This is a genomic window from Alteromonas sp. ABM1_013, from assembly GCF_056160505.1.
In genome coordinates, this window is the sequence record NZ_JBSWXH010000006.1 from 108,236 (window position 1) to 132,018 (window position 23,783).

Consider the following 23,783-nt stretch of genomic DNA (forward strand, 5'->3'; position numbering starts at 1 on the left):
GGCGCTTTCTGCGCTCCTCTTAATAACAAAGCGTTCTTTTATCCTAAAGGCTAATATAATATTCGTCTAATGAGTGATAATTATCTCAATAAGGTATATTTTTTAGTTAATTTATTCTAATTTAAAGATGCATATTAGTTTGGTTGTACCACATTCTATTCAACAACCGCTAATAAGTGTTGCCTACACCAATAATAAAAATAATCAAAAACCTTAAAACGCTTAAAAAACAACAAGTCTTGAAGGAGAAACACATTGGATCAAGGTAACTTCCCTAAGGGGAAAAAACTTAATCGAATAACCTCAGCCATTATTGCTAGTTCGTTACCGTTTTTTGCGGCAATGTCAGCGCCTACTTTTGCACAAGAAGCAGAAGAAAAAGCAGAAGATGTTGAAAATATCATTGTAACCGGTACGCGCATGAGCAACCGCTCTGCGGCTGATTCCCCGGTACCTGTAGACGTAATTACGGGTGATGAATTCCGCCAAAACTCGTCTAGCGACGTGCAAGATATGTTGCGTACGAATGTACCGTCGTTCGATGTAAACACCCAGCCAATCAGTGATGCGGCTACCATAGTACGTCCGGCTAACATGCGCGGTCTGTCACCTGATAACGTGTTGGTGTTGGTAAACGGTAAACGCCGTCACCGCGGCTCTATTATCTCTTTCTTAGGTGGTGGTATTTCTGACGGTGCGCAGGGTGTGGATATTTCAGCAATCCCTTCGCTTGCGCTAAAACAAGTTGAAGTACTGCGTGACGGTGCATCGTCTCAGTACGGTTCAGACGCTATCGCAGGGGTACTTAACTTCTTGCTTCGCGACGACGATGAAGGTTTTGAGTTCCGCGCTAACTATGGTTCTACTTATGAAGGTGATGGCGACAACTACACTATTTCTGCTAACGCTGGTTTCTCGCTAGGTGCCGACGGCTTTGTGAACATCACAGGTGAAATTCGTGATGTTGAAGGTACTGTACGCTCAATTGTACGTGACGACGTACAAGGTATGGTTGATGCTGGCTATTTAGCCCAGTCAGATTTTTCTACCATCAACACTTATACCAATGAAGTGCCACAGTATTGGGGCCAGCCAGACGTAGAAGACGACTATAAAGTTTTTATTAACTCAGCGTACGAGCTAAACGACAAAGCCGAGCTTTACCTATTTGGTAACTACGGTAAACGTACGGTTACTGGTGGCTTCTTCTACCGTAACCCGGTAACGGAAGGTAGCCAGCGCGGCGGTGTATACGCAGGTCCATTGGTTGACCCACTAACAGGTTTAGCCGACCCAGACGGCGTACACTCAGTACTAGTTGGTGACCTTGACGGTGTTGGCGTAGGTGGAAGCTGTATCGATGGTATTCCTATTGGCGGTGAGGGCAATGTATTCCCAGATCCAACTTTCCTAGCCCAAGTACAGGCTGACGATAACTGTTTCTCGTTCATTGAAACTATTCCAACGGGCTTTGTACCTCGCTTTGGTGGTGACAACGAAGACATGGCGTTTACCGTAGGTGTACGTGGTGATTTAGAAATTGGTAACGGCTTAGGTTACGACTTCAGCGCGCAGCGTGGCTCTAACCGCACAGATTTCTTTATTAAGAACACTATCAACGCTTCGTTAGGCCCAGATACGCCTCGCGACTTTGTGCCAGGTGGCCAAGAGCAAACCGAAACACTAGTTAACCTTAACTTTGTGTACGGTGTTGATGTTGGCTTAGCATCTGACCTAAACGTTGCGTTTGGTGCTGAATACCGTAAAGAAGAGTTCGATCTATTTGCCGGTGATGAAGCGTCTTATGCGCTTGGTCCGCTAGCAAGCCAAGGCTTCTCGTCTAGCTCGAACGGTTTTGGTGGTTTTCCTCGTGATACTAGCTCGTCACAAGACAGTAACGCGGTCTATATTGACTTGGAAGCTGACGTAACAGACCAACTAACCTTGCAAGCAGCGCTGCGTCGTGAAGACTTCAGTGAATTTGGTGATACTACCGACTTTAAACTGGCCGGTATTTTCCACGTAACGGACGACTTCCGTTTACGCGGTGCATACTCAACCGGTTTCCACGCGCCAACAGCGGGGCAGGCAAGCATTACTAACGTTACCACGCAAAACGTGAATGGTGTGCTAATTGACCAAGGTACACTGCCATTATCATCGGCGGCAGGTCAGCTAGCGGCTGATTTCATTGAAAGTCAAGGCAACGGTCGTCCAGAGCTAGGGCCAGAGGAAGCGGTTAACTTCTCATTCGGTGCATCAATTGATGTGGCAGATATGAGCTGGACCATCGACTTCTACAACATTGAAATGGAAAATCGTGTAGCACTAGGTGCCAACGTAAACTTCCTAGATGCGCTTAACTTCGCTGGTGGCGGTACCGACTACGCAACTGTATCTGAAGCGCTGACCGAGCTTGATGCATCGGGCATTATCGACCGTTCAGACTTTATCGGTCTAGACGACCTATCACAGTTCCGTTTCTTCTCTAACAGCTTCGACACCACTACACGCGGTATCGATATTGTAGGTAACTACAGCTTCGATTTATGGGAAGGTAATTCACGTATTACGTTAGCTGCGAACTACAACGAAACCGAAGTGGACGATGTAGGCACACTTAACCCAATTGGCGAAGGCCGTGTTGCTGCAATTGAAGACTTACTGCCAAACCTTCGCGGTAATATTTCTTGGACACACACACAAGGCGCACTTCGCACTCTAGTTCGCGCTAACTACTACGGTGGTTGGGACGACACAGGCAATGGTGTAGATGGTATTGATGCGGCTATTTTGATAGACGTAGAAGCCAAGTACTCTTATAGCGAAAACCTTGATCTTGTTGTTGGTGTAAATAACCTGTTCGACGAATACCCAGAAGAAAACCCAAGCGCAGGAAGCTTAGGTCAGCTTTACTCAGAAGCTAGCCCGTTTGGTTTCAATGGTGGTATGTGGTACGTGCAGGCGCGCTATACTTACTAAGCCTTAAAGCAATAAAAAATGCCGTTTCATTGAAACGGCATTTTTGTTTCTGGCCCTAAATTGGGCGCCTTATAAGTAGGCTTCTATCAAGCTTGCTTTGTTTTCAAACGCCCTTGTAGAAAGCTTATTGATATTTTTTAAGTTCTAACCTAGACACCATACCCTTGTGCACTTCGTCAGGGCCATCAGCTAAGCGAAGGGCTCTTGCGCCAGCCGCAAAGCGTGCTAGTGGGAAGTCGCTACACATGCCTGCGCCACCGTGAATTTGTAGCGCCATATCTACTACACTTTGAAGCATATTAGGCACTACCACTTTGATAGCCGAGATCTCTGTCATAGCGTGTTTCACGCCAAGGTTATCTATCTTCCACGCCGCGTGAAGGGTAAGCAGTCGCGCTTGCTCAATAGTCATGCGAGCATCAGCCACACGTTCTAAGTTGCCGCCCAAGCGGATGATAGGTTTACCAAAGGCTACGCGCTCGTGACCGCGTTTAAGCGCAAGTTCTAACGCTTTTTCTGCCATACCGATAGCGCGCATACAGTGGTGAATACGGCCAGGGCCTAAGCGACCTTGTGCTATAGCAAACCCTTTGCCTAAACCCATGATAATGTTGTCTTTGCTTACGCGTACATTGTCGAAGTGCATTTCGCCATGGCCGTAAGGCGCATCGTAATCGCCGTAGGCATCTAGCATGCGCTTAATGGTAATTCCGGGTGTGTCTAGAGGAACTATCACCATGCTGTGGCGGCTGTGCTTGTCGTTGTCGGGGTTCGATAAACCCATGAAGATGGTAAATGCTGCGTTAGGGTGCCCTAAGCCTGTCGACCACCACTTTTTGCCGTTAATAACGACGTCGTCACCATCTTCAATGATGGTTGCCGCCATGTTGGTAGCGTCTGACGAGGCAACATCAGGTTCGGTCATGCCAAACACTGAACGAATTTCGCCAGCCAGTAAGGGTGTTAGCCACTGTTCTTTTTGTGCATCGTTGCCGAAATGATAAAGCACTTCCATGTTGCCGGTGTCTGGCGCATTACAGTTGAATATTTCAGGGGCAAACAAGTATTTACCCATGCGCTCAGCCATTGGCGCATATTCTAGTGTGGTAAGACCCTGGCCTAGTTCAGCATCGGGCAGAAACAAGTTCGCTAAGCCAGCTTCGCGTGCTTTGGCTTTTAGTGCCTCGGTGCCAGGATGCAGCTTCCAGCTTTTCCAGTCGCCGTGGTTATTCTCTTTATGATGAAAGTCGTAAACCTCATTTTCAATTGGCGCAATATGCTCAGCAATGAAGTTATCCAGCTTTTCTAATAAGGCTTTGGTTTTGTCGTTATGTGAAAAATCCATAGGGTACCTTTATTTTTTAATTGTTCGCTTTAGTTTGTAATGCTTGCAAGCAGCGTATTAAGGCTTTGCATCACATGATTAGCCTACTTGTTAAGTGCGCACTAAATTCATATGCCTTAGATATCGCCTAAGGTGTGCGAAAGTGCTTCGTTAACTTCATACTAGAGAAACTTGCTCAGTGAATGAAATGAAATATAATCCTTAGATGGTGTGAATTTCATTCATGGTGGTGCGTGTGTTAGAAAACAGGCAATTTGAAAAGCTAGATTTGAACCTACTCAAGGTTTTCGAAGCGCTATGGCAGCATAGAAACATGACCCGTGTGGCTGAAGCGCTGCATATTACACCGTCTGCAGTTAGCCATGCCATGCGCCGATTCCGGGATATTTTAGGCGACCCGCTTTTTGTAAAAGAAAAGCAAAGCATGTTGCCTACCGCTGCTTGTGAAAGATTAGCGCCAGCCATCTTAAAAGCCTTGAGCGATATTCGAAAGGCGCTAGGCGAGTTTGCCGATTTCAACCCGCTACACAGTCATCAACGCTTTGTTGTTGCCATGCAAGAGTCGCTAGAGTTAGGGGTTTTGCCCGTACTACTTTCAACCTTAGAAAAGCAAGCGCCTAATATTGAAATAGTAAGCACTCGCTTACACCGAGACACTATGCTAGCTGACTTGACCAACCGGAACCTTCATTTGGTCATTGATATTGGCCGTGCAGTTGCTGCGCCTATTTCACACTCGTTATTGCGTCGCGATACCTACAAAGTGCTTATGAATAAGCAAAACCCCTTGGCCCAGAATTTAGATAAGAAAAAGTACGTGGCAGCCCGTCATATTACGGTTTCTAACCGCGCTAAAGGGGCGTCAGTGGAAGAGATTGCCCTGCAACAGTTGGGAGTAAGCCGGCCTTCCTTGTGGCGCTGCCAAAACTATCGCGCGGCAGCAGATGTGGTTGCTAATACCGAGGCTTTGTTAACCTTGCCGGGTTCTGTAGCCGATGCAGTAAGCGACGATAACCTGATAAGCACTAAGCTGCCTTATCAAATACCCGCATTGGAAACACACCTTTACTGGCATAGCCAGCAAGAAGGCGAGCCGGGGTTGATGTGGCTGCGGGATTTAATGCTACACTTGTTCGCTGAATCTGGTCTTACCAGATAGATTCTGATAGGATTTAACCCAATCAATGCTGGTGACACACGGGTATTAGCATAAGGTTTTACGTAGTAATGGCTGGCAACTTTCACAGTAAAAAGCGCCAAGATATATGGGTAATACGTGGGTAACTAGAAGTAAGTGCTTAAACTTGTTAGGCAGTACTTTTAGCAAGCGTTGCAGGTTCGGGTGAAAAGGAAGCGGTAATGAAAATTCACACATTAGCAGGCTATATACAGCACATTTATCTTGTTGAAGACAGCAACGGCATACTATTGCTTGATGGCTGTAGCCGGGCCGATGTAGACAATGTATGCAAATACATTACCCAAACCCTAGGCCGCCCGTTAACCGACTTAAAGCTTGTTGTGGTTACCCACATGCACCCCGATCATGCCGGTGGCGCCATTAAATTGCGCAAGCGCACAGGGGCACAGGTTGCATCGCACCCTAAGGCGATTAAGTGGTATGCGGGCTTTGCCGGGCGTACGGCTCACGGCATTGATTTGCTGCTAACCTGGTGGGTGGCAAACCGCATTGGCAAGCCTAGAATGCCTATTTGGTATAATCCAATATTAGCACCAGATATCACGCTTGCCGACAATCAGCGGTTGCCGGGTTTTCCCGATTGGCAAGTAATGTACACGCCAGGTCATACCGATCATGACCTAACCCTTGCGCACATTCCTACGCAGCAGGCCTACATTGCTGACGTGCTAGTGCAGGTAAAGGGCGAACTCGTTCCACCGTATCCGTTGTGTCACCCGAATCAATACCGTGAAAGCTTAAAAAAGCTGGCGCAGTCACAAATTGATACATTCTTTTGTGCACATGTACCGCCAACGAAAAAGTCGGATATTGATTTTGAGCATGTTATCGAGAATGCACCTCGCAAACCTAAGAACCACTGGCACTCCAGCAAAAATCGTATAAAGAAAAAGCTCTTCAATCAAACTCGCGAGCATTAACTTGCAGGCCAAGGGAAACCTGGCTTTGCCTGCTAAGTGGCGTGTTTAAATGGCACTGCCCTTGCTTTTAAACGTACAAAACCTCATTACTCTTGTATCGCGAACTTTATATTAAAGTAAGTGCAGCCCCTCTCGGCACATTGTGTTTGTTGAGATAGGCTCAAAGGTATAGGAGCTGCAAAGGCAGAATATAAAACAATAATGCAGAAAAATATCGCTACGCTTTTTGACAAAACTCGGGAATTAGCGTCGCTAACCGGCGACAAACTAAGTAGTGCGTTTAACAAAGAAACGCACCGATTCACTATTACTGGGCTGAGTCGAAGCGGTAAGTCCATGTTATTTACCAGCCTTATCACCATGCTGAAAAGCCGTAGTGAAGAGGGTTATGCATGTTTGCCTTTGTTGCGATATTTGCCGCCTTCCCATGTGCTTGATATGCGCATAGAGTCCATTGAAGGCTATAAACCTTTTCCGCACTTGCAGAACATTGGTGATCTTGAAAACGGTCAGTGGCCTAAAGCGACTGAAGAAGCGTTTGGTTTTAAGTTAGTGGTACGTTTAAAAGAAACGGCTTCGCTAAAGCGCCATGTTTTGCCCCATAGCGAAGTGGTGTTTGAATTTATTGATTACCCCGGAGAGTGGGTTACTGACATTCCTATGTTAAGTAAAACCTATGCTCACTGGTCAGACTCTGCATGGGCGCAGCTTAGCAGCGGGCCGCAACAATACTTTGCCAGCCAGTGGAAAGCTTTTGTTAATCAGTTCGACTTTGAGCAAGAACCTACAGAACAGCGCATTCAGCTGTTAGTTAACGCCTACCGTGATTATTTGGTTGAAGCTAAAGCGAACGGTATATCTTTGCTGCAGCCGGGCAGTTTCTTATTGGAGTCGAGCGACTTTGATTGGCAGGCTTTTGGCTTTACGCCGCTACCGTCTAGCATTACCAGCGACGTGTCGCACCCGTGGTTTAAAATATTTGATAAGCATTTTTCGAAGTTTCAAAGCGGGTGGTTAACGCCGTTAAAACAGTCCATTTTCAAAGAAACCGATAAGCAAATTATTTTGGTAGATTTGTTTGAAGGGCTTAACCATAGCAGACAGCATTTGTATCAGCTAAAGGAAACCCTAAGCCATTTGGCCGATACTTTCGTGTACGGGCAAAGCAATTGGTTTTCGCGCAATGTGCTGAAAAAAGAACAAATAGGCAAGGTGGCGTTTGTCGCCACTAAGTCTGACTTGGTGCCGGTAAGTCAGCGCGGTAATTTACTTAATTTGCTTACCCAGATTACCGAAGGGGCACGAGCACGGTTCGACGGTAAACCTATTCAGTTTGAACATTTCTTAGTGTCTAGCATGCAAGTCACAGACGACGGCAGCAATGAAGACGCTATTCGCTATAAAGACAGCGAAGGCCGCTATGTAGAATCTACGTTTGAACCCATACCCAGCACACTAAAAGATATGGAAGAGGGCAGTCATTTCCCAGTACCTAATGTGAGTGTGCCCAGCGATTTTAAAGCGCGTATTTTAGCAGGTAAGGGCGTAGACAGATTGCTTCAGTTTTTACTGGGCAAAGGAGAACAAGAATGAGCGATAAACCTTATACATTTGATGAAAGCACAGAGCCGTCTAGCTCGTCCGATATTAGTAATTCGCCCAGTTCGTCCGTTTCTAGAAGTGACGCGCTTTATGGCGCGAATAGCGATCAGCAAGATAATGCAGACACGCATTCTCAAACAGCGTTTCAGGAAGACCAACAAAATAGTGCGGTGAACAAGCCACAGTATAAAACCAAGGTTAAAACGCAAACCTTAGATATTGCGCAACCTGAAACCAAGCTTCCGCAGCAGGTTGGTGAAGATGTGTGGGAAGTTGAAGCTAAGAAAGACGGTTTTTCGTTAGGTGCCGCCACCTTGGGCTTTGGTGTAGTGTCGTTAATTGGCTTTTTTGTATTTGAAGCCTATACCACCCTTGCGGCTAACCTTTCCGAGCACCCCATTGGTACAGGCGTTTTGGGTGCGCTGCTGGTGGGGTTTGTTAGCTGTTTCAGCTTTTTAAGTTTTAAAGAGTGGCGTGGCTATAAGCAAGTAAATACAGCGATGGAAGATGCTGGTGTTATCCGGGAACTACTGGCTAATAAAGGAAGTGAAACATCGCCGCAACAAATAGACCGCGTGTTAAGTCAGCACGGCAAACGCTTTTCTAGAGGGTCTTACGCGGCCCATTGTTTCGACCGTTACAAGCAGCAGCGTCAAGACGATATGACGGGGCCAGAACGCCTTGGCCTGTACGAAGATACGGTGCTAAAGCCCGTTCAAGAAAAAGCACATAAGGTACTAAGTAAAGAGTCGGTGACCGCAGGAAGCCTGGCGTTTATTAGCCCAAACAACCTTATTCAAACCTTTGCAGTAATATGGATTAGCTTTCGCACTATTCGCCGTATGGCGCGAGTATACGGGTTAAGGCCGAGCACAGCGGGTAACTGGAAGCTGTTAAAAGTACTGGCACAAAACATTGCGGCACAGGGCGTGTTCGACTTGGCTACCGACGAAGTAGCCAATCAAATTGGTGGCAGTTTGTCGGCCAAGTTTATGGAAAACTCGGCTGAAGCCATTGCCGCTGGCGCGCTTAACGCTCGTTTAGGGCGAGCGTTAATCAAGTTGCTTAAATAGCACGTCTCGCCCACTTGTTAGGCTGCGCTTGCAATTGTGCGCAGCCTAATGGTACCAGCCGCGCTCTAACGCGAAACCCTCAGGTTACTGCATTAACGTTATAGCGCCTTTTTGGTGGGCATAACCACATTAGCAAAGATAAGCCCAGCCACTAGCGACATAAAGATCAGAAACACTTCTTGGCCCAAATGGTCGGCCTTTACAAAGTCTTGGCCGGTCATAAACGAGTTCAAGCCAATATAGGTTTTAGAACCCGGCACCAGAACAATAAGCCCGTGCATTGCAACAATGGTGGCGGGCTGATCGGCAATGCGGGTGAACGCATTAGCAAAAATGCCTAGCGCAAATGCGCCTACGAATGCACCAAGCCCCGGGCTCATGTAATCAGAGCTCCACGCGGTAGCGCTATAAGCAATAAACGCAGCTGCCAGTGCCCAAGGTATGTGCTTAATACGGGTTCTAAATATAGCAACTAGCGCAATACACAGTAAGAACACGGCAAGCCAAGTTGCCCAATAGGGCAGGGATTCAGCAGGGGTATACACGTTTTCACCAAACACGCTAAAACCTACCGAAACACCTAAGAATGCACCGAAATACAGTTTAAATAGTTGCATAATGGCGTCCATTGTGCGAGCGGTTCCCGACACCATATTTCGCGATGAAAGCTCGGCTAAGCCCATCGTCAGCGCAAGCCCAGGCACAAATACAATCACTGATGAAAGCACAACCAAGGGAATATTAATGCCCGGGTCAACGTACTGGCTTATGGCACAGGTTAAAATGCCGCCTACAAATGCGGTAACAGGCTCTAGCATTAGGTTTACGCGCTTCGAGCGCTCTGCCCATAACGTCCACAAATAGGCCACAATTCCCAGCGCAGCAGACCAACCTATTTCGCTCCAGCTTGCACCCATTAGCATAGCGAATGCACCGGTGGCCATGGCAAATGCCGTACCGGTAGATAATTTACCATAGGGGCTGCCCATCGCATCTATTTCATTTAGGCGCTTATCGGCTTCTGCTAGCGAAAGGTTTCCCGATAGTAGCTCGCTGGCTAATTCATCGGTTAGCGACAGCGCGTTCATATCTAAATCGCCTGGCTGCAATCGCGCCGAGTGGTTGTATTCGTCTTCGTGACGGTCACTCCAGATAACAAAAGTGAGCGAGGTTGGAGTAGAGATAAAAGAAGCATGTACACCTAAATACTCTGCCACATCGCCAAGGTAGGCCTCTAGCCGAAATGCAGGCGTACCGTATTTGTGAAGCATTTTTCCAAGCTTCACAATAAATTTTCGAATTTGAATAAATTCAAAAGTATCCAACGCCAATTCCTTAACTTCTGATAAATGTAATATGGGATAAATAAGACGAAAAAGCCAGACACTTCAAAATAGCATCTGGCTAAAATTTGGGCGGATTCTACGGAGGGTTTTACATGAAAGCAAAACAAATTTTTTATTTGTTTTGCCCTAAAAAAACTAATCTTTTAATGCGTGATAAAGCAGCGTTTAAATGCCGCTTCAACGGAAACATTTATGCTCGTACTTCAAATGGCATCCAATCCTTCCAAACAGGTTCTAGGCCTTTTCTAGCAATTGCGTTTACCACTTCTGGCACCGAGCGACTATCATCAATATCAAACTGGTTTAAAGCCTGTGAGGGTTCGCTGTAACCGCCTGGCTGAGTTTGAGATGCAGCACTCATTGATGTTATCCCAAGCGGCATTACGCCGTCTCTAAATACTGCCGACTCGCGGGTCGACAGAGATAATTCCGCTTGCGGGTTAAACAAGCGATGAGCACATATCAGCTGCAGCAGATCACGTTCGTTAGGTAGTTTGTTATTGGTAAGAGCGTTGCCGCCATTGCTATTACCTTCACAGCTTCGAAGACGCGGGAAGGCAATAGATACACGGCTTTGCCAATAATGCTGCTGGATTAATTTGCCGTGAAGTGCGGTCATAGCGCTATCAACTCTCCAGTCACCTAAACCAAGTAACGCACCTATGCCTATTTTATCGATCCCCGCTTTCCCAATACGGTCGCTGGCTTCTAATCGCCATAAGAAATCCTGCTTTTTACCTCTGGTGTGGTAGCTGGCGTAGTGCTGGGGCGAATAGGTTTCTTGATATACCAGCACAGCATCTAATCCCAGATGTTTTAACGTTTGGTATTGTTCCCATTTAAGCGGTTGCACTTCCATCATAAGGTAGCTTACCTTGTCGCGAATGGCGCTAAGGGTTTGCTCAAAATAGTCTATGCCCACTTTGGTTTCATGTTCGCCAGTTACCAGCAATACCTGAGAAAAGCCCATATCTTTAATAGCTTCAATCTCGGTAAGCACTTCACTTATAGATAAGGTTTTGCGCTTGATTTTGTTACTCATGGTAAAGCCGCAATAGGTACACTCGTTGGCACACAGGTTCGACAGGTACAAAGGCACAAATAGTTGCATGGTATTGCCAAACCGGTGGCGGGTGAGTGCTTGCGCGCGACTTGCCATGGCTTCTAAGTAGCTTGCGCCTGCCGGAGAGATTAGCGCCATAAAGTCATCGAGTGAGAGTGATTCTTTACCTAATGCGCGCTCTACGTCACGCGCAGTTTTACTGTTAATTGACATAGCGAGATGAGCTAAGTCTTGCTGCATTAGCGCCTGTGCTACCTTCATACCGCTGGCTCCAAAAAGGCAGTTAGTGGGCTAGAGGCCTGTGCAAAATTGCTTGTAATCCCTAGTCCTGCTTCATAGGCTTTTCGGCCTGTTTCTACAGCGCTTGCAAAGGCCTCTGCCATGGCAACAGGGTTTTGGGCAGTGGCAATAGCCGTATTCACCAACACCCCATCTACGCCCATTTCCATTGCCGCCATGGCTTCACTAGGCTTGCCAATACCTGCATCTACAATGACCGGAATAGAGGCTTGTTCAACAATAATTTGTAAGAAAGGCTTAGTTTGTAAGCCCTGATTGCTACCAATGGGTGCACCTAACGGCATAACAGCAGCGCAGCCTACTTCTTCTAGGCGTTTACACAAAACGGGGTCTGCGCCACAGTAAGGCAGCACATTAAACCCTTTTTTTACCAAAGCCTCGGCGGCCTGAAGGGTTTCGATTGGGTCAGGCAACAGGTAGCGCTGGTCGGGGTGAATTTCCAACTTTATCCATGGGCTACCTAGCGCTTCATAAGAAAGTTCTGCGGCAAATATCGCTTCTTGGGCATTTTTAGCTCCCGATGTATTAGGCAGCAGGGTAACTCCTAACTCTCGAAGCGCCGTTAGCGTTTCGTCCTGCTTGCTATTAGTCGACACGCGCTTCATTGCCAGGGTAACAATGTTACTTTGTGCAGCGGCCACCGCGTCTTTCATAGTGGCGGCGTTGCTGAACTTTCCTGTACCGGTTAAAAGACGTGATGAAAAAGTGTGGTTTGCAAGCGTTAGCATATTAGCCTCCTGCAACTAGGGTGAAGATATCAACGGTGTCGTTATCTTTAAGATAAGTGGTCGGCCATTCTGTTTTACTTACTATGGCAGCATTCCTAGCAATGGCGGTACCGTCGTCATTCAGTTGTTTAAGGGCGATTAACTCGCTAAGTGAGATGGGCGAGATCACGTTCATAGGTTGATTGTTTACGTTTACTTTAATTTGCGTCATTGCAAACCTCGCAGGTGGAAGAGGGGGGCAATGCAAAGCTTTGTAGGGAACCTAGGCCTGCATTCCCAGTTAGGTAGTGCCCCCACTTAATGTCGGCTTTAAATCCTTTTGCTAAAAACAACAAAGCCTGTGTTGCCTGATGACAAGCAGCCATACCAACAACAGGGCCAAGTACGCCTTTGCTCAGGCAGTCTTCGCGCACAGAAACCTTATTTACTAAGCACTCGTAACAACCACAGGAAGTAGAGTTTTGTGGCAAGTTCAGTGCTTGCCATGTAAGGCCACTGGCGGCTGCGATAAAAAGCGGAATAGAGGCGCAGTAGGTCGCAGCATTAATCTGGCGCCTTACCCTAATGTTATCGGTGCAATCCAGCACACAGGTGGCCGATGAAATTAAGGTTGGTAAGTTATTACTATCAACAAACTTACTTCTAAATTGAATATTTAGATGAGAGTTAACTTTGCGAAGTTCGTTATACAGCGACTTAGCTTTAAGTTTGCCTAGGTGCATTTCGTTGTAGCTAACCTGGCGCTGCAAGTTACTGATATCGACAGTATCGCCATCTATCAAAGTAATATTGCCAACACCTGCGCCAGCAAGATAGCGGGCGGTTAAGCTTCCTAGACCGCCCAGCCCAATAACAACGGCGTGTGCGTTTGCTAAATTAAGCTGGCCGTCGTGGTCGATACAGTCGAGCAAGAGCTGCCTGCTGTAACGCTGTATGTCTTGGTGCTCAAGCAAAACCTGCCTCCTGAACCAATGCTTGGTAGGCTTTAAGCGGATGCTCCGCATGTGTAATGGCACTAACCACGGCAATACCGTCAACGCCAGTTTTAGCCACGTCTCTAATGCGCGATAAATTAATACCGCCAATGGCAACTGTGGGTATGCCTTCACACAGCTTCACATATTTTGCCAAGCGCTCTACACCTTGGGGTTTAGAGGGCATGTCTTTGGTATTGGTTGGAAATATATGACCAAGGGCAATGTAAGACGGGTTTAAAGCGCGAACACGCTGAATCTCAGCGAAACCATGAGTTGAAATGCCCAGTCTTAGCCCGGCGCTTCGAATAGCGTTTAAATCTGCAGTATCAAGATCTTCTTGGCCCAAATGCACGCCGTAAGCTCCTAGCTCTATGGCTAACTCCCAATAGTCGTTAATAAATAACTGACAGTTGGTGTGTTCCACTAACTCAATGGCCTCTTTTATCTGTTGGCGAATGTCTTGTTCTGACCCTTCCTTTACCCTCAGTTGAATGATTTTTACGCCCGTTGGCCAAAGCCGAGCTATCCACTGAACGCTGTCTACTACGGGGTATATGCCTAGGTTCGACTGAGTGAGTGTAGGGAAACGGGCTACATTACCTAGCACACTTTCTGAGGGGAGGTCGCTGTTCGACAAATTCTCTAGGCACAAATCTTTATTGTGAAAAACAGCGCTACCTTGGTGAAAGTTTACCTTTGGAAAGCTTACGGCGTGGGCGGGGAAACTGTTAGTTCGCGGGAAGTACGTGGGCAAATTAGCCCCATTATTATGCGCCTCAGTGCTGTCCGTATCAGACTCGCAAAGGGTCTTTCGCCTTACTTCACACACATAAGCATTTGCTAGGGTGAGGGCATCTTCTATGCAATAGTCGTGAACGATAAATGCTGCAATTGCACTTGCTAACATGCAGCCAGTGCCCCGAAGTTTACCGTTATTGATTATCGGCTGACTAAAGTGAAGGGTGTGCGAGGCACAAACAAAGGTGTCATATGCCTGAGTCTGCCATTCGGCGTGGCCGCCTTTAACGTAAACACTCTTCGCCCCTTTTCCAATAAGCCGGTTTATTGCTGACGCTAGGCTGGTATCGTCGTTTACCAGCAAATTAGACAGCCAAGCGAGCTCGTCGATATTTGGGGTAACCAAATCTACTGTGTTCAGCAACTCGTCAACAACGCTTTCGCTTAAATCGCTTAACATGCCGCCAGATGAAGAAGACTGCACAGGGTCCCATATCACAAACGGGCGAGGCTTTATTAACGACTGAATACGTGCGCAAAGTAAAAGCGCTTGCTCATCGTTTGCGATCGCGCCAATTTTAATAGCGCGTGGTGGCGTATCTTCGTAAAGCACTTGCCACTGCTGGTTTAAAGCAGATGCACTCATGCTTTCTGTACTAAGCAGATGCTGGTTTGATTGCACAGTAAGTTGTGTGGTGAGCACACAGGCATGAACGCTTAAATCGGCAAGCGTGATGGCGTCGCGGGTTATACCCGCGCCACCGCTTGAATCAACGCCGCCTATACACCATACCACCGGCAGCCTTGCGCTAGGTGGCTCTAGTATGGGTGTGGTTAGGTGGCTGTTTGTCATGGCAGCTCTACCTTGCTATCTGTAGTGTGATAAAGCTCAGCGCCCGATTGATTAAACGCATCAGCCATGTCTTTCATGCCTTTTTCTTTCTCAAACTTTTGTTGCTCTGCTTGTTTAGCGACGTCACGTACTTCCTGAGAAATTTTCATGCTGCAGAATTTTGGGCCGCACATAGAGCAAAAGTGCGCAACTTTACCAGAAGCCTGCGGCAAGGTTTCATCGTGATAGGCACGGGCAGTGTGAGGGTCAAGTGCTAAGTTAAACTGATCTTCCCATCTAAACTCGAAGCGCGCTTTCGACATAGCATTGTCGCGTATTTGCGCACCGGGGTGGCCTTTTGCCAAGTCAGCAGCGTGGGCCGCTATTTTGTAGGTAATAAGCCCTTGCTTTACGTCTTCTTTGTTAGGTAAACCCAAATGCTCTTTAGGCGTTACGTAGCACAGCATTGCGCAGCCGTACCAACCAATCATGGCGGCACCAATACCTGAGGTGAAGTGATCGTAGCCAGGTGCAATGTCTGTGGTAAGCGGGCCAAGGGTATAAAACGGCGCTTCGTGACAGTGCTTAAGCTGCTCTTCCATGTTCGCTTTAATCATATGCATTGGCACATGCCCTGGGCCTTCAATCATTACCTGAACATCGTATTTCCAGGCAATTTTAGTCAGCTCACCGAGGGTACGTAACTCAGAGAATTGCGCGCCGTCGTTGGCATCGGCCACGCTACCAGGGCGCAAACCGTCACCTAGCGATAGTGCTACATCGTATTTCGCGCATATTTCGCAAATATCGTGGAAGTGTTCGTACAAAAAGCTTTGCTGGTGGTGGCTTAAGCACCACTTCGCCATGATTGAACCGCCGCGAGATACAATTCCAGTAACCCGCTTTGCGGTAAGGTGCACGTACTCTAGCAATACGCCAGCGTGAATAGTGAAGTAGTCTACCCCTTGCTCGGCCTGCTCAATTAGGGTGTCTTTAAACATCTCCCAGGTTAAGTCTTCAGCCACACCGTTTACTTTTTCCAGCGCTTGGTAGATAGGTACGGTGCCAAGAGGTACCGGGCTATTTCGCAGCAGCCACTCGCGGGTTTCGTGAATATTTCTGCCGGTAGATAAGTCCATGATGGTATCGGCGCCCCAGCGCGTTGACCACACCAGCTTTTCTACTTCTTCTTCGATAGACGAGGTGACTGCTGAATTACCAATATTCGCGTTAATTTTCACCAAGAAGTTACGGCCAATAATCATTGGCTCTAGTTCGGGGTGGTTAATGTTACAGGGAATAATGGCGCGGCCTGCTGCCACTTCCTGACGTACAAATTCTGGCGTGATGGTATTGGGCAAATTCGCGCCAAAGTGCTCGCCTTTGTGCTGCTGCGTTAGCTCCGCATCTTTAATAGCTTGGCGGCCCATGTTTTCACGAATGGCAATGTATTCCATTTCAGGGGTAATAATGCCCTGTCTTGCGTAGTGAAGCTGAGTGACGTTTTTTCCTGCTTTTGCTTTTAGAGGTTTGCGGCTGCGAATAAAGCGGAAATCTTCAGTAAAAATGTCGTTTTCACGTTCTTTTGCAAAGCTTGATGATACGCCTTCTAGCTCGAACGTATCACTGCGTTCTTCAATCCACTTTTGTCGAAGCGGGCTTAAACCTTTATGTACATCTATGTTTTCTTGCGGGTCGCCGTAGGGCCCTGAGGTGTCATACACTGGAATAGGTGGGTTCGGCTCTAAGATAGGGTTTTCTTCGGTGCCACCGATTAGGCTATCGTGCTGGTGGATAAGGCGCATGGCTACGCGGATATCGTTGCGGCTACCACACTCGTAGTAGCGTGTGGAATTGGGGTAAGCTTCGCCGGCTAGTTCATTTATGAATTGCTGAGCTTGTTGGCGTTGTTCGCGTCTGTTCGACATAGCATTTTACCTTTTAAATTTAGGTTCTAAAAATGCTTGTCAGGAGTGAAGGAGAATACAGTGTGTAAGTGTAGAAGGGGATAAGCCCGTTACTTTAGCGAGATTGTTGGTGAAGGTACTGGTGATTACAGCCCTTTACACCGTTGATATTCACTTGATGATAAACTTGAGCAGTTTACCTTGAGTAACTAGCCACACCGTAATGGGTGTGTCTGTATCATCAACAGCAAAACAACTTCGCTTCACAACGCTAAACCTCGGTTTAACATTGTGCACATTGTATTTTCTTGTTCCCTTCGCAGGTATTAGCCTGATCAGGTTCTACGGATCCCACTTTCGCGGTCTCAGCTTACTGGGTTAACAGTGAAGCACTCCGACAAGTTGTTTGTTTCAGTTCGGGCTGTTTTTTATTTAAGCAGCCCGAATTGAGAATTCCCTTTTACTATATCTTCAACTTTAGTAGGAATACAAGTACTACCAGAAAGCTAAACGAATATTCATTTAGCTCGCTAGTTGCTGGCCTTCCTTATAAAGCTGAAGTGCAGTGGCTGTGTCGTGCTTGCGTTCGCTAATTGCAGACAAAAGTAATAAATCTTCTTTGCGCGACTGCATTTTAGTGGCTTTAAGCAATGCTTTTTCCGCCAACACATCGTCGCCAGAGTTGAACGCCACTTGGCCTAGCGTGGAATAAAGCTCAACGTTTTCTTCGTCCTGCTTTATCCAGCTTTCAAGTAAACGTAATGATGGCGATGCATCAGGAATATTAAGCTGTGTGAACAGCGGGAATAGCGCGCTGTTCGGGCCACGTTTTTGCCATTCAACTAACAAACCTTGAGCGTCGGCATGCATACCTTGGTCAAGAAGTTGTTGAATGTAAGCGGCGCGATAAGCGTCGTCATGACGTAATTTACGAGGCAGGGTGTCCCAGTATGATTTAAGCTCAACTGCACCTTGCTTACTGGCAATTTCTGCAAACTTACCTTTAGCAATACGCTGGCTCCACGCGGTGTAGTCAGCTTTAGGCAAGGCTTTACGCCAGCCAGATAAATTCTCTTGAAGCACCTGCCACTTACCTAGCTTGGCAAGAATTTGCGCTTTTAGCTGCACAACCTGCTTGTTGTCACGATCTTGCTCGTCTAGTTCGTTAAGCTTTTCGAGTGCAGCCTCAAACTTTTCTTCAGCTACATCAATGCGTGCATGCATTACCGTTGCAGCTACTTTCGCTTTCGGAAAGTCGGTGGCTTGAACCAGAAAGTAACGAGCTTTGGCTAGGTCGTCGTTGGCAAAGGCAATTTGCGCTGAGGCTAAATAGTTTACGCCTTCAAAATCACCATTGGTGGTTTTGCCTAACGCTTTTTGTGCCGAATCAAAATCACCTGCGGCCATGGCGTGCAAGCCATCGTAAAACGCGCGCTTGCGCTTACGTTCACCTAAGGTGCCGAACCATTTATGTGAGCCTGTAATTAAGCTTAATGCCCACAAAACAAAACGGGATAACACATACCAGGCAATAACGGCACCAATGACCAAAATACAAAAGCTGATCACGGTCATTTCAATAGCTGTGCTGCCTAGGGAAATAAGTACGTAACCTTTATCGCCAAGAATCATTGGACCAACAATAAGCGCAACAACGAATGCGGCTAATACCGCAAGGGCAATAGCTAACCATTTCATAGTGCACTTGCTCCTTGTCCGAACACTTGCTTAACGCGGCTATCCAGTAGACGCTCTAGCGGTTTTTGTGACGCTAGCTCTGTAGGTATTGGACGCGATACATCGGTAGCCATTAGGTTTTGAAGTGCATCCACAAAGCCGGTTACTTGGCTTTTTTCAGTATCGTATTTTTCTGTAAGCAGCGTTTGTGCATATTGAAGTGATTGGCTGTAAAGGCCAGCATCGCCTTGAAGTGCGGCGGTTTGTGCGTGCATAAGCTGCAGACGAAGCTGCTCTTTTGCCAAGAACTGCGCTTCTAATGAAAGTACTGGCTCAACCGGGCCTTCAATAGTTTTAACGGTAAGAAAATCATTTACCAACGAACGCCACACCTTCGCAAGGTTGTCCTGCCAGTCGTCAGCCGACTCAGACAAGGTGGTGTCTTCTGCGTTAGCGTCTTCAGGCTTCTCAAAAGTATCAAGGGGAAGCTTATCAATTTGTGCAATCATGCCGGTAAGCGCAAGCGCCACTGAGCTTTGCGACACCGGGTTTAGCTGTTGAAGGGTTTGAATATCTTCAGCTAGCGTAGCGCGAACGGGTAGCACCGACGGGTCGGCCAAAGACTTTAAGCGTTTATCCGCATTAACTAGCAGTAAGATTGCTGTGCGAACATCGTTCTCCAGCCAAAGCTTTCTGCCCGCCATACGAACTAAATAGTCAGCTTCTGCAATTAGCCAGTCGGCAGGGCGGCGACCTTCCATATTATTAAGCTGTTGAAGGGTAGACTCGGCCTGTAAGCTAAGTTTCTCGTTCTCGGACTTAAGTTCATCTACCGTATCTTGTAAGGCTTTATTCGTTCGCGACACGTCTTCTAGCGTCGCTAAGATGTCACTACGCTCGCGTTCGATATTGTTTAACTTTGCCGTGTTGCTTTGCTGTGCGTTGGTAGAATCTGCGCTAGCCGATTGCTGCTGCATGTAATACCAGTAGCCCGCGCCAGCCATGCCTATTACGGCTAAGAGCAAAATGATTACAACGAACCATAGCAGGCCATTGCCTGATGATTTCTTCTTCTTAGCGCCAGTCTCAGTCGATTCACTCTGCGTGGCAGAAGACTCAATTACTTCTTTTTCAGCTTCCACTTTTACGAGTTCCTCTTTTTGTGGGCTATTTTCATTATTGTTGGCCATTCAATACTCCCAGTTATCCTTTACCCAGGCGATGAGTGCCTGATCGGTGGCTCGCTGACATACCGCTACCTCTTTAACACCTTTACTGTTAAGGGTTTGGGCGACTCGGTCACTCACTGTTAACCATTTAAAGGCTAACAAAGCGTTACCAAATTGTTCTATCAGTTGCAGTGCCATTGCTTCGCTTGTAGCGATAATGCCGCTAACTTCGCCCATTTTCCAACGTTTTGTGCAAACTGGGCGTGTAAGTTGCTCCCTTTTATAAACGCAAAAGCTATTTACTAAAATACCTTTTTCGTCTAATCCTTTTGCTATGGCTTCTCGTCCACCTTCACCTTTAATAATAACGACATGCTTACAGTTTGCCTCATTAAGCTGATGCATTGCCAGTATACCTTCGGATGTATGGACCTTTGGAGTAACAACATTCGCCGAAGAAAACGTTTCAAGGCCAGCCTGCAGTTTGCGCGCAGTGGCATCGCCAACGGCAATAATCAAAGGGAGTGGGGTGGCTGTGTCACGCAGCCCCGAAATAACACTATTCACAGCGTATACGCTGGTAACAATAATTGCGTTTACTGTATTTAGGGCTAAATACTCTGCCGCGGCTTTTTGTTCAGAAGAGATGTTAATAATGTCAGAAGTGGCGATCCCGACCGCATTAATGCCCGCTTGTTCGAAAGCCGAAGCACTCGCTTTTAATTTTGGCAGTGGGCGCGTGAACAGAAGCATTTTATTTAACTCTCATCCTTTTAAGTCTGCTGCGCATTCCTATTTGCCTATAGAAATGCGCGCTTCTACTAAATATAACTTAGTTATAAAGTGCTTTAAGAATTTCTCCGGCACCTTGCTCTAAGAGGGCTTCCGCCACTTCAATACCGATATCAGTCGCTTTCTCGCGTGACGCGGTAGCCGATGCAAACAGCAGCTCAGAGCCATCTGGTTTGCCAACCATACCCGTTAAGGTTAGTACGTCGCCGTCTAGGGTAGCAAAACTACCAATAGGTACTTGGCAGCCGCCTTCCAATCTCTCATTCATGGCGCGCTCTGCGGTAACACGGGTGTTGGTATCGTTATGATTTAACGCTTGTAGCAAGTTAATTAGCTCTTTATCGTCATTACGGCATTCAATTCCTACAGCGCCTTGGCCTACAGCCGGCAGCGAAATGTCGGCAGGTAATGCCATGCGAATACGAGATTCCATTTCAAGGCGAATAAGACCAGCGGAAGCCAAGATAATAGCGTCGTACTCACCAGCGTCGAGCTTGGCTAGGCGGGTGTTGACGTTACCGCGCAGGTCTTTTATGACAAGATCCGGACGATATTTGCGAATTTGGCACTGTCTGCGAAGGCTAGATGTGCCGACAACTGCGCCTTGTGGTAACGCATCTAGGCTATCGTGGTTATTAGAAACAAAGGCGTCAAACGGGTTTTCGCGTTCACAAATAGCGTGCAGACCAAAACCTTCAGGAAACTCTACCGGGACATCTTTCATTGAGTGAACCGCGATATCAGCACGGCCTTCCAGCATAGCTATTTCAAGTTCTTTGATGAACAATCCTTTACCACCAATTTTCGCCAATGGCGTGTCTAAAATTTTATCGCCCTGGGTACTCATAGGCACAAGCTCAACGGTCATTGATGGATAATGCTCCATTAATTTTGCCTTCACATACTCTGCTTGCCAAAGCGCTAGCGCGCTTTTTCTAGTAGCAATTCGAACGGTGCGGGTAGTGTTGAGGTGACTCATGGCTATTCCAAACTCTGTAAAAAAAGAAACTTAAACGCTGTAACACAACGTTATACGAGATACTTCGTAGTATACGCATTTTCTGGGTTAATGTTTGAAATTAGGCGCAGTTTTCTATTTGGTTTTTGTGCACATATACGTCTATGCTGTAGTTGGATGAAGTGTCTGCTTATAAATTCGGGGAGTAGAGTTGTTAGATGGACAACACGCCAATTGGTCAATTACTAAGAAACGCACAACAAGACGAAGCTGAAGTAAAAAGACGCAAACTGACGTTGTATTTTATTTCCTATGTTGGTGGCACCATAATCGCATTTATGGCGTGGCTCAATTTTGGTACCAACAACCCATTGTTGGTTAGTGTATTAGCTACATCCGCAACCGTTATTTACCTTAACGTTGCGCTTTCACATATTTTCCCCAAAAGTGATGTGTTCTATTATTTTGCAGGGCTTATTGTTCTTTTTACCATCAATGCCTTGATTTATACCGGCGGGCTGAATAACACTGGACTGTACTTCATTTTTCCTTTGCTTTTCGTACAAATAATAGTGGTGCGATTCAAGCCTGCCATGGTCTATGTTGCTGTCACCATGGTGCTGTCGATTTATATGCTCTACAACCAAGACACTATTGTTGCTAAATACCCTGATGAGCATGTTTCACGGTTCTTGATCGCTACATTCTGTTTTATTTGCGTTGCTTTTATTGGCGAAAATTTTTGGCACAAAAGTCGAAAAGAAATGCTGCGTGAAAACTTAGAGCGGATGAAACAGGCAAATACTGATCCACTCACCAAGTTACCGAATAGACGATTTTTAGAAACTGTCTTTTTTGAACGTGCCATGAAAGACCCTGGTGCCTATTTCCCCCTTACCGCAGTGGTTGTCGATATAGACCACTTCAAAAAAATAAACGACTCCTATGGGCATGATATCGGTGATGAGGTACTAATCCACTTCACTACCGTTATCAAAGGTGCAGTTAGAGCATCTGATGTCATTGCGCGCACCGGTGGTGAAGAGTTTTTAGTCCTCTTTCCTTTGGCGCCGTTGAGCCAAGGCGTAAAACTTGCGGAAAAAATGAGAACGGTTGTTGAAGAAAGCCCATTTATAGAAGGGGATATCAATCACAAGATTACTGCCAGTTTTGGTGTAGCTACCGCACTTACCGATGACAAACTACACGCTAGCTTAAAGCAGGCTGACGACAACCTATATAAAGCAAAAAATGGGGGCAGAAACCGCGTTGCTGAATAGCGCTACGTATGAGAGTTTCTGCTTTTTGTCTTAATGCCAAGTATAGCGGAGACGAGTAAATCTAATGGTAATAGCCGAAAAGCTGCTTGACGCAGTGCGATAATTAGCCCTGTAGCTAGCTATCACACTGGGTATGGCATTGTTGAGTAAGGCATCGTAAAAGTTAGTTTAAAACCTTCTGAAGCCAAGCGCTGATATCGTTTAGTTCTTGCATGCAGACATTATGCTGCATTGTATACGTCTGCCAAGTAGCGTTAAAACCGCTCTCATTTATCGTTTTAAATGCCGCGTTGCCCATAAATACCGGTACCACTTCGTCCTGGTCACCGTGGGCCATCATAATAGGCGTTTCACGGTTGGTGTCTGTTGCCTCACTTGCAAGTAGCGATGGCTCACACATGTAGGTTGATAGCGCGATAACGCCAGCAAACTTACGGTCATATCGAGGCGCTAAGTGAAGCGCAATAACACCGCCTTGAGAAAATCCAGCAAGCACTATGCGTTCACTGGGAATACCACTTTCAATTTGCGCTTCAATAAGTGCTTCTACTTGTGCAGCAGACTCTTTCACGCCTTCTAAATCGGCACGACTTTCAAAGTCTAATGATTTGATGTCGTACCATGCTCGCATACGCATGCCACCGTTAATGGTTACGGGGCGCTCAGGTGCATGGGGAAAGAGAAATTTGACCGCCATTGATTCGGGAAGTTTAAGTTCAGGCACGATAGGCGCAAACCCGTGGCCGGAATCGCCTAAACCATGTAGCCAGATAACGCAGGCATCAGGCGTAGTGGATGGGTTTATCTCTACGCACGGCAGAAGTTGCTGAGTCATTCTTTATTTCCTAGTTTTGTTGTTGCTTTATCACCAATGGTTATCCTTTCTCACGGGC

The 23,783-nt window shown here is 46.7% G+C and carries 19 protein-coding genes and 1 riboswitch; of the genes, 6 read left to right on the plus strand and 13 right to left on the minus strand.

Going from position 1 to position 23,783, the window contains the following annotated elements; genetic code table 11:
• Positions 1–255 precede the first annotated feature (255 nt).
• Positions 256–2,982 carry a TonB-dependent receptor plug domain-containing protein gene (locus ACXAGK_RS17685; RefSeq protein WP_474857251.1) on the plus strand — a complete coding sequence of 909 codons (2,727 nt, stop codon included), beginning with the start codon at positions 256–258 and terminating at the stop codon, positions 2,980–2,982.
• A gap of 124 nt (positions 2,983–3,106) precedes the next feature.
• Here the strand turns inward: ACXAGK_RS17685 and ACXAGK_RS17690 are convergent, their stop codons facing one another.
• The gene (locus tag ACXAGK_RS17690) at positions 3,107–4,327 is read right to left on the minus strand and encodes an acyl-CoA dehydrogenase family protein (protein ID WP_474857252.1); all 1,221 of its coding nucleotides are present in this window, start codon (positions 4,325–4,327) and stop codon (positions 3,107–3,109) included.
• A 223-nt stretch (positions 4,328–4,550) separates the two neighbouring features.
• On the opposite strand from ACXAGK_RS17690, the gene ACXAGK_RS17695 reads away from it, so the two are divergent.
• The 4 genes from ACXAGK_RS17695 (at position 4,551) to ACXAGK_RS17710 (ending at position 9,123) form a co-directional block, all read left to right on the plus strand.
• Positions 4,551–5,486: a LysR family transcriptional regulator gene (locus ACXAGK_RS17695; protein ID WP_474857253.1), complete on the plus strand. Its 936-nt coding sequence runs from the start codon at positions 4,551–4,553 to the stop codon at positions 5,484–5,486.
• A gap of 200 nt (positions 5,487–5,686) precedes the next feature.
• Complete coding sequence (locus ACXAGK_RS17700) at positions 5,687–6,448, plus strand: MBL fold metallo-hydrolase (protein ID WP_474857254.1); 762 nt, start codon at positions 5,687–5,689, stop codon at positions 6,446–6,448.
• A gap of 201 nt (positions 6,449–6,649) precedes the next feature.
• Positions 6,650–8,041: a YcjX family protein gene (locus ACXAGK_RS17705; protein WP_474857255.1), complete on the plus strand. Its 1,392-nt coding sequence runs from the start codon at positions 6,650–6,652 to the stop codon at positions 8,039–8,041.
• The gene (locus tag ACXAGK_RS17710) at positions 8,038–9,123 is read left to right on the plus strand and encodes a DUF697 domain-containing protein (protein WP_474857256.1); all 1,086 of its coding nucleotides are present in this window, start codon (positions 8,038–8,040) and stop codon (positions 9,121–9,123) included. The genes ACXAGK_RS17705 and ACXAGK_RS17710 overlap by 4 nt, the downstream gene beginning before the upstream one ends.
• Positions 9,124–9,221: 98 nt before the next feature.
• Here the strand turns inward: ACXAGK_RS17710 and ACXAGK_RS17715 are convergent, their stop codons facing one another.
• The 11 genes from ACXAGK_RS17715 to hemC form a co-directional block, all read right to left on the minus strand.
• On the minus strand, positions 9,222–10,448 hold the full coding sequence (locus ACXAGK_RS17715) for a threonine/serine exporter family protein (protein WP_474857257.1): 1,227 nt from the start codon (positions 10,446–10,448) through the stop codon (positions 9,222–9,224).
• Between the two features lie 211 nt (positions 10,449–10,659).
• On the minus strand, positions 10,660–11,793 hold the full coding sequence (gene thiH / locus ACXAGK_RS17720; RefSeq protein ID WP_474857258.1) for a 2-iminoacetate synthase ThiH: 1,134 nt from the start codon (positions 11,791–11,793) through the stop codon (positions 10,660–10,662).
• Positions 11,790–12,560, minus strand: coding sequence for a thiazole synthase (locus tag ACXAGK_RS17725; RefSeq protein WP_474857259.1), 771 nt, complete (start codon positions 12,558–12,560; stop codon positions 11,790–11,792). The genes thiH and ACXAGK_RS17725 overlap by 4 nt, the downstream gene beginning before the upstream one ends.
• Before the next feature lies 1 nt (position 12,561).
• Positions 12,562–12,771 (minus strand): sulfur carrier protein ThiS, encoded by a 210-nt coding sequence (gene thiS, locus ACXAGK_RS17730; RefSeq protein ID WP_474802998.1) that lies wholly within the window; start codon positions 12,769–12,771, stop codon positions 12,562–12,564.
• On the minus strand, positions 12,758–13,513 hold the full coding sequence (locus ACXAGK_RS17735; RefSeq protein WP_474857260.1) for a HesA/MoeB/ThiF family protein: 756 nt from the start codon (positions 13,511–13,513) through the stop codon (positions 12,758–12,760). Before ACXAGK_RS17735 ends, thiS begins: the two co-directional genes overlap by 14 nt.
• Entirely contained in the window at positions 13,506–15,128 is a 1,623-nt protein-coding gene (thiE, locus tag ACXAGK_RS17740; RefSeq protein ID WP_474857261.1) for a thiamine phosphate synthase, read from the minus strand. Before thiE ends, ACXAGK_RS17735 begins: the two co-directional genes overlap by 8 nt.
• Entirely contained in the window at positions 15,125–17,035 is a 1,911-nt protein-coding gene (thiC, locus tag ACXAGK_RS17745) for a phosphomethylpyrimidine synthase ThiC (protein ID WP_474857262.1), read from the minus strand. Before thiC ends, thiE begins: the two co-directional genes overlap by 4 nt.
• A gap of 274 nt (positions 17,036–17,309) precedes the next feature.
• A riboswitch (TPP riboswitch) is annotated at positions 17,310–17,421 on the minus strand.
• Between the two features lie 115 nt (positions 17,422–17,536).
• Positions 17,537–18,712, minus strand: a complete 1,176-nt coding sequence (locus ACXAGK_RS17750) for a heme biosynthesis HemY N-terminal domain-containing protein (protein WP_474857263.1) — start codon at positions 18,710–18,712, stop codon at positions 17,537–17,539.
• A complete protein-coding gene (locus ACXAGK_RS17755) occupies positions 18,709–19,881 on the minus strand; it encodes a uroporphyrinogen-III C-methyltransferase (protein ID WP_474802990.1) in 1,173 nt (390 codons plus the stop codon). The genes ACXAGK_RS17750 and ACXAGK_RS17755 overlap by 4 nt, the downstream gene beginning before the upstream one ends.
• Positions 19,882–20,613 (minus strand): uroporphyrinogen-III synthase, encoded by a 732-nt coding sequence (locus ACXAGK_RS17760; protein WP_474857264.1) that lies wholly within the window; start codon positions 20,611–20,613, stop codon positions 19,882–19,884.
• Positions 20,614–20,692: 79 nt separating this feature from the next.
• Positions 20,693–21,631, minus strand: a complete 939-nt coding sequence (hemC, locus tag ACXAGK_RS17765) for a hydroxymethylbilane synthase (RefSeq protein WP_474857265.1) — start codon at positions 21,629–21,631, stop codon at positions 20,693–20,695.
• A gap of 197 nt (positions 21,632–21,828) precedes the next feature.
• On the opposite strand from hemC, the gene ACXAGK_RS17770 reads away from it, so the two are divergent.
• Entirely contained in the window at positions 21,829–22,890 is a 1,062-nt protein-coding gene (locus ACXAGK_RS17770) for a GGDEF domain-containing protein (protein WP_474857266.1), read from the plus strand.
• A 163-nt stretch (positions 22,891–23,053) separates the two neighbouring features.
• On the opposite strand, the gene ACXAGK_RS17775 is transcribed toward ACXAGK_RS17770, so the two are convergent.
• Positions 23,054–23,725, minus strand: a complete 672-nt coding sequence (locus tag ACXAGK_RS17775) for an alpha/beta hydrolase (RefSeq protein WP_474857267.1) — start codon at positions 23,723–23,725, stop codon at positions 23,054–23,056.
• Between the last annotated feature and the right edge of the window lie 58 nt (positions 23,726–23,783).